We start from the raw sequence: 7,215 nt of genomic DNA, 5'->3' as shown, positions 1-7,215 counted from the left end.
GGCGCAGGGATCAAGCCTGACCGCCCGGAGCCGGGCACGGCGGGCCACACCCCCACCACGACGCACCACAACCACCCCGACGTACCCCAGATCAGCCCACGCACCGCAACCACCCGACGCACCGCAGCACCCGACGCACCCCAGATCAGCTCACGCACCGCAATCACCGGACGCACCACACCCACCCGACGCACATCCCGAGCACGGGCCCGATCCCGCGGACACCCCAGCTCCGAACCCCCGCCCACCGTCGCCCGCGATCCCGCCCCACCGTGGTACCGGCGCGACTAGCCTCGACAGGAGGGCCGGGCGCGACGCCTGCGGAGGTGATTCGGATGGCCGCACCCACCGACGCGGCGGTGCTGGTCGGGCTCGGCACGGAGCGCAACCTGCCTGTGGTCAGGCTGGCCGCGCAGGAGGCCGCCGCGCACAACCGCCCGCTGTGCCTGCTGCACGCGTTCAACTGGGCGGCCGCGCTGCAAGCGCCGTCGGTCGCGGGACCACGCGCGGACGCCGAGGAGCTGATGTCCCGGGCCTCGGAGATCGTCGCCGAGGTCGAGCCGGGGCTGCCGGTGGGCGGCGAGATCGTCGAAGGTGCCCTCGTCGACACCCTGGTCCGCCGGTCGGAGACGGCGTTCCTGCTCGCCGTCGGGGACGGCGGCATGGCGACCAGCGGCGAGTGCGTGTCGGTGGAAACGCCCACGGTGCAGCTCGCCGCCCGCGCCGGCTGCCCGGTGCTGGTGGTCCGCCGGGAGCCGCCCCCGCAGGGGCCGGTGCTGGTCGGGGTGGACGGCTCCGACAGCTCGCAGGCCGCGTTGGAGTGGGCGTTCGAGTGCGCGGCCCGGCGGAAGGCGCGGCTGTCGGCGGTCCGCGTCGTCGAGTCGGAGCAGGGCGCGGAGGACGCCGAGTTGCTCGTCGGGTTGGTGGCGCGGTCGGCGCGCCGGTTTCCGTCGGTGGCCGTGGAGTGCCACACGATCCGCGGCGATCCCGGCGGTGTGCTGGTGGAGCAGTCCCATTCGGCGCAGGTGGTGCTGGTCGCCGCCCGGGGCGACGAGCCGTGGCGGGGCATGCTCGGCGCGGTGAGTCAGGCGCTGCTCTATCACTCCCCCGCGCCGGTGATCGTCGTGCGCGGGCTGACGGGGATTTCGGGGGACGGGCGCGATGCCCGGCGCCCACGGGACCAACGGCCCTGATCCACACCGGCGTCGACCGGCGATGCTGGGGCCGGCCCGGACGAATCCGCGCTCCGAGGATGCAGGATTCCCCTACCCGCGAGAGGCTCATGCAGTATGGACACCGCTCTCGACCTGCACAGCCCCCTGACCGATGACGAGCTGCGCCGGCTGGACGCCTACTGGCGGGCGGCGAACTACCTGACCGTCGGGCAGATCTACCTGCTGGACAATCCGCTGCTGCGCGAGCCGCTGGCGCCCGAGCACGTCAAGCCGCGCCTGCTCGGCCACTGGGGCACCAGTCCCGGCCTGAACCTGCTCTACGCCCACCTCAACCGGGTCATCGTCGCCCGTGACCTGTCCGCCCTGTTCGTCACCGGCCCCGGTCACGGCGGACCGGCGATCGTCGCGAACACCTGGCTGGAGGGCACCTACAGCGAGCTGTACCACCACATCGGCCGCGACGAGGCCGGCATGGCCGGTCTGTTCCGTCAGTTCTCGTTCCCCGGCGGCATCCCCAGCCATGTGGCGGCGGAGGTGCCGGGTTCGATCCACGAGGGCGGCGAGCTGGGGTACGCGCTCAGCCACGCCTACGGCGCGGCGTTCGACAACCCGGATCTGCTGGTGGCCTGTGTCATCGGCGACGGGGAGGCGGAGACCGGCCCGCTGGCGGGAAGCTGGCTCTCCAACGTCTTCCTCAACCCGGCCCGCGACGGCGCGGTGCTGCCGATCCTGCACCTCAATGGCTACAAGATCGCCAATCCGACGGTGCTGGACCGGATCGACGAGGACGACCTCCTCGCCATGATGCGCGGCTTCGGCTACCAGCCGTACGTGGTCGCCGGCGACGAACCGGCGACGGTGCACCAGGCGCTCGCCGGCACGCTGGACCGGGCGCTGGACGAGATCGCCGCCATCCAGCGGCGGGCCCGCTCGGGCGGCGCCGTCGAGCGCCCCCGCTGGCCGATGATCGTCCTGCGTACGCCGAAGGGCTGGACCGGTCCGCGGGACGTCGACGGCAAGCAGGTCGAGGGCACCTACCGCGCGCACCAGGTGCCGCTGTCCGAGGTGCGCAAGAACCCGGAGCACCTGGCCGCGCTGGAGCGCTGGCTGCGCAGCTACCGGCCGGAGGAGCTCTTCGACGCCACCGGCGCACCGGTCGCCGAGCTGGCCGCGCTGCCGCCCCGGGGCGAGCGGCGGATGAGCGCGAACCCGGTCACCAACGGCGGGGCGGTGCTGCGTGACCTGGCGTTGCCGGACTTCCGCGAGTACGCCGTCGACGTGCAGCGGCCCGGCGAGACCGTGGCCGGCGCGACCGGGGCCCTCGGCCCGTGGGTACGCGACGTGATCACCGCCAACCCGCAGACGTTCCGCCTCTTCGGCCCGGACGAGGTGGCCTCGAATCGGCTCGGCGCGGCGTTCGAGGTCACCGGCCGGGCCTGGATGGCCGGCACCGTGCCCGGCGACGACCACCTCTCCGCCGACGGGCGGGTGATGGAGGTCCTCTCCGAGCATCTCTGCCAGGGCTGGCTGGAGGGCTACCTGCTGACCGGCCGGCACGGCATCTTCACCAGCTACGAGGCGTTCATCCACATCGTCGACTCCATGGTCAACCAGCACGCCAAGTGGTTGAAGGTGACCCGGGGCATCCCGTGGCGCAGTCCGGTGGCCTCGCTGAACTACCTGCTCTCCAGCCACGTGTGGCGCCAGGACCACAACGGCTTCTCCCACCAGGACCCGGGCTTCATCGACCACGTGATGAACAAGAAGGCCGAGGTGGTACGCGTCTACCTGCCGCCGGACGCCAACACCCTGCTTTCCACGATGGACCACTGCCTGCGCAGCCGGCACTACGTCAACGTGGTGGTGGCCGGCAAGCAGCCCGCCCCGAACTGGCTGTCGATGGACGAGGCCGTGCAGCACTGCCGGCGCGGCATCGGGATCTGGGACTGGGCCAGCACGGACGCCGGCAGCGAGCCGGACGTGGTGCTCGCCTGCGCCGGGGACGTGCCGACGCTGGAGACGCTGGCCGCCGCGGACCTGCTGCACCGGCACCTGCCGGAGCTGAAGGTACGGGTCGTCAACGTGGTCGACCTGATGCGCCTGCAACCCCCGACGGAGCACCCGCACGGGCTGTCGGACAAGGAGTTCGACACGATCTTCACGCGGGACAGGCAGGTCATCTTCGCGTACCACGGCTATCCGTGGCTCATCCACCGGCTGACCTACCGGCGGACCAACCACGAGAACCTGCACGTACGCGGCTACAAGGAGGAGGGCACCACCACCACGCCGTTCGACATGGTGATGCTCAACGACCTGGACCGCTTCCACCTGGTCATCGACGTCATCGACCGGGTGCCGGGGCTGGCCGACCGGGCCGCCCACCTACGGCAGGAGATGGTCGACGCGCGCCAGTCCTGCCGGGACTACACCCGCGAACACGGCGAGGACGACCCCCGGGTCGCGGAGTGGCGCTGGGTCCGCGAGACGGACCCGGGACTCCGGGGGGACCAGTGAGCGCGAGGAGTGAGCTTGCGAGCCCCGCAGTCGCGAACGAAAGGCCGGCACCAGCGGGCGCGAGGAGTGAGCTTGCGAGCCCCGCAGTCGCGAACGAAAGGCCGGCACCAGCGGGCGCGAGGAGTCACCTGGTGACCCCCGCAGTCGCGAACGAGAGGTGGACCCGATGAGCGGCAACGAGATCCTGGTCGGCTACGACGGCTCCGCCGACGCCTCCGCCGCGCTGGAGTGGGCGCTGGAGGAGGCCGGCCGCAGCGGACGGCCGGTGCGGTTGGCGTACGTCTTCGAATGGCTCACCGTGGCCGGCTGGATCGGTCCCGGCGTCGCTCCCGGCGTCTGGCCGGACGAGACGGCCCGCCGGCAGGTCGAGGAGCTGGTTCGCAAGGCGGCGGCGGACGCGTCCGCCGCGCACCCGGAACTGACCGTCACGGGTGAGGTGTTCGACGGGCCGCCCGCGCTGGTGCTTCAGGAACGTTCGGCGCAGGCGGACCTGCTGGTGCTGGGCACCCGGGGACACGGCGGCTTCGGTGGGCTGCTCGTCGGCTCGACCGCGGTGGCCGTCACCGCCCACGCGCACTGTCCGGTCGTGGTGATCCGCGGCGAGTCGGCCGCCGGTGGGCGCACCGGGCACGTGGCGGTCGGCGTCGACGGGTCCGAGTCTTCGCTGCTGGCGCTGGGCTTCGCGTTCGAGCAGGCCGAGGCCCGGCGGGCGCCCCTGCACGTGGTGCGGGCCTGGCAACCGCCCACCGGCCAGCGTCCGCCGTCGGGCCCCGATGCGCGGGAGGCCACGGCGGCCGACCGGGCCGAGCTGGACGAGTCGGTTGCGCGGTGGAGCACGACGTTTCCCGACGTACCGGTGACCGTCGAGGTGGCGGAGGACCGGCCGGCGTCCCTGATGGTGGACGCGAGCCGCAACGCGTGCCTGGTGGTGGTGGGCACCCGGGGCCGGGGCGGCCTGAAGGGGATGCTGCTCGGCTCGGTCAGCCAGCAGCTCATCCAGCACGCGCACTGCCCGGTGGCGGTGGTCCGGGAACGCTGAGCGGCCGGCGGGCGCGTTCATCGGCTCTCGGCCGGTTCCGCCGGGCTGAGCGAGAAGTAGTCCTCCTCCTCCTGGGCGAGGTGCAACCGCAGGATGGCCGCCAGGCCGTAGAGGGCGGCGAGCAGGTCGGTGAGCTGGTCCCGGCGCAGCGGGCCGTCGCCGGCCTGCGCGAGGTGGGCGCCGATCCGGTCCACCAGCCGCCGGATCTCCACGTGGGCGCGGCTCATCGTCGACGTCGCCTCGGCGCTGCCCAGCGGGTCGGCCAGCGCCGGATAGAGCTGGTGCTCCTCGGCCGCCTCGTGCGGCAGCACCTGGCCGACCAGCCGGCGGTGTGTCTCGCGCAGCGTCGGCAGGCACTGCGGCGCGTCCGGCGCGGTGGCGACCAGGTCGGCGGTGTCCCCCAGCGCGGCGAGCACGTCGCGGATCCCGCCGTGTTCGGCCGCGTACCGGTCGAGCAGCTCCCGGGTGCCCGGCGGCACGTCTCGGCGGCGCAGCCCGCCCCCGAGGGCGCGCAGCGCGTTGAGGATCACCAGCACGTCGATGCCCTCCTGGAGGAACGCCCCGGCGACCGGCGGAAGCCAGCCCAGGGACGCGGCCAGCATCGCCAGCACCGCCAGGCCCATCCCCACGCTGGCGCTCTGCACCGCGATCCTGCGGGCGTACCGGGCGATCTCCACCGCGTCGGCGAGCCGGTCCAGCCGGTCGATGGTGAGCACCGCGTCGGCGACGTCGGCCGAGGCGGTCGCCCCGGTGGCGCCCATGGCCACGCCGACGTGCGCCTCGGCGAGGGCGGGGGCGTCGTTCACCCCGTCGCCGACCATCACGGTGACGGCCTGGCGCGCCTCCTCGCGTACGCGGGTCGCCTTCTCCGCGGGCGCGCACCTGGCCACCACGTCGTCCACGCCCACCACCCCCGCCACCTGGGCGGCGACGTCGGGCCGGTCCCCGGTGACCATCACGATGCGCCGCAACCCCGCCTCGCGCAGCCGGCGCACGGTGCGGCGCGCGTCGGGGCGTACCGGGTCCTCCAGCAGGATCGCCCCGAGCGGGTCCCGCTCGCCGCTGACCCAGACCACCGAGCGGCCGGCCAGCTCGGCCCGGGACCGGGCGCTCCCCGCCCAGTCGGGCAGGTCACCGTCGAGCTGGCCGACCCGCACCTGCCGCCCGTCGACCGACCCGCGTACGCCCCGGCCCGGTTCCTCGGTCACCCCCGCCGGCTCGGTCAGCGACAGGCCCCGCTCGCGCGCCTGCGCCACCAGCGCGCGGGCCAGCACGTGCGGGGAGAGCTGCTCGACCGAGGCGGCGAGGCGCAGCACGTCGTCGCGGTCGCCGCCGGGGGCGGCCACGACCTCGGCGGCGCGGGGACGGCCGGCCGTCAGCGTGCCGGTCTTGTCGACCAGCAGGGTACGGGCCCGGCCGAGCAGCTCCAGCGAACCGCCGTCGCGGACCAGCACCCCGCGCCGGGCGGTACGCGACAGCCCGGACACGATCGCGATGGGGGTGGCCAGCAGCAGCGGGCACGGGGTGGCGACCACCAGCACGGCCACCGCCCGGACGAACTCCCCGGAGAGCAGCCAGCCCAGCCCCGCCAGGACCAGGGTGAACGGCACGAACGCGGCGGCGTACCGGTCGGCGAGGCGCACCATCGGCGCCTTGTGGGCGGTCGCCTCCTCGGCGAGCCGGACGATCCCCGCGTACGTGCTTCCCGCCGCGTCGCGTGTCGCGCGCATGCCGAAGCCGGCGCCGGCGTTGACCACGCCGCTGGCGACCTGCTCGCCGGCCGCGCGCCGCACCAGCCGCGACTCGCCCGTCACCACCGACTCGTCGAGGGTCACCGGCTCGTCGACCTGCCCGTCGACCGGCACCACGTCGCCCGGCCCGACCAGCAGCCGGTCCCCCGCTGTAACCCGGTCCAGCGGCACCTCCTCGACGCTGCCGCCCGGGCCGCGCCGCCGGGCGGTGCGGGGGGCGCGGGCGAGCAGCGACCGCAGGTCCCGGGTCGCCCGCCCCTGGGCGTACGCCTCCAGCGCCCGTCCCGTGGCCAGCATCACCGCGATCACCGCCCCGGCCAGGTACTCCCGCACCACCAACGCGCCGACCAGGGCCAGCACGGCGATCACGTCCACCCCGAACTGCCGGCGCCACAGCTGCCGCAGCACCGACCAGGCGGCGGGCAGCAGGGCGGCCACGGTGGCGGACGCCCACACCACCTCGGCCGCGCCCCGGCGGCCGGCGAGCCACAGCACCGCCCCGGCCAGCACCAGCACCGTCACCCCGGCCAGGGGCGCCCAGAGCAGCAGGCGCGAGCGGTCCCGCCGTACCGGCTGCTCCGGCACGCACTCCCGCGGTTCCGTTCCCACCTGCGGATCGTCTCAGCGCCCACCGCGCCCGGGAGGGCATCCGCGCGAACCGGCAGGGGCTAGCTGCCCTGCCACGCGGGGACCTGCGTACCGTGCGTCGGCACAGGGGATGGCGCAGGATGGA

The 7,215-nt window shown here is 74.4% G+C and carries 4 protein-coding genes; 3 read left to right on the top strand and 1 reads right to left on the bottom strand.

What is annotated here, in order from left to right:
* The first annotated feature begins 335 nt into the window (after window positions 1-335).
* From ACLQ20_RS27010 to ACLQ20_RS27000, 3 genes are all read left to right on the top strand, one after another.
* Window positions 336-1,193 (top strand): universal stress protein, encoded by an 858-nt coding sequence (locus tag ACLQ20_RS27010; RefSeq protein WP_425858004.1) that lies wholly within the window; start codon window positions 336-338, stop codon window positions 1,191-1,193.
* 96 nt (window positions 1,194-1,289) lie between these two features.
* Entirely contained in the window at window positions 1,290-3,692 is a 2,403-nt protein-coding gene (locus tag ACLQ20_RS27005) for a phosphoketolase family protein (protein ID WP_425858003.1), read from the top strand.
* Between the two features lie 166 nt (window positions 3,693-3,858).
* Window positions 3,859-4,731: a universal stress protein gene (locus ACLQ20_RS27000; RefSeq protein ID WP_151456548.1), complete on the top strand. Its 873-nt coding sequence runs from the start codon at window positions 3,859-3,861 to the stop codon at window positions 4,729-4,731.
* A 17-nt stretch (window positions 4,732-4,748) separates the two neighbouring features.
* On the opposite strand, the gene ACLQ20_RS26995 is transcribed toward ACLQ20_RS27000, so the two are convergent.
* Entirely contained in the window at window positions 4,749-7,091 is a 2,343-nt protein-coding gene (locus tag ACLQ20_RS26995; protein WP_425858002.1) for a heavy metal translocating P-type ATPase, read from the bottom strand.
* Window positions 7,092-7,215 lie beyond the last annotated feature (124 nt).

The sequence above is a fragment of the Micromonospora sp. DT46 genome (assembly GCF_049841735.1).
Lineage (GTDB): Bacteria > Actinomycetota > Actinomycetes > Mycobacteriales > Micromonosporaceae > Micromonospora > Micromonospora reichwaldensis.
This window is presented reverse-complemented; position numbering and strand designations above follow the sequence as displayed.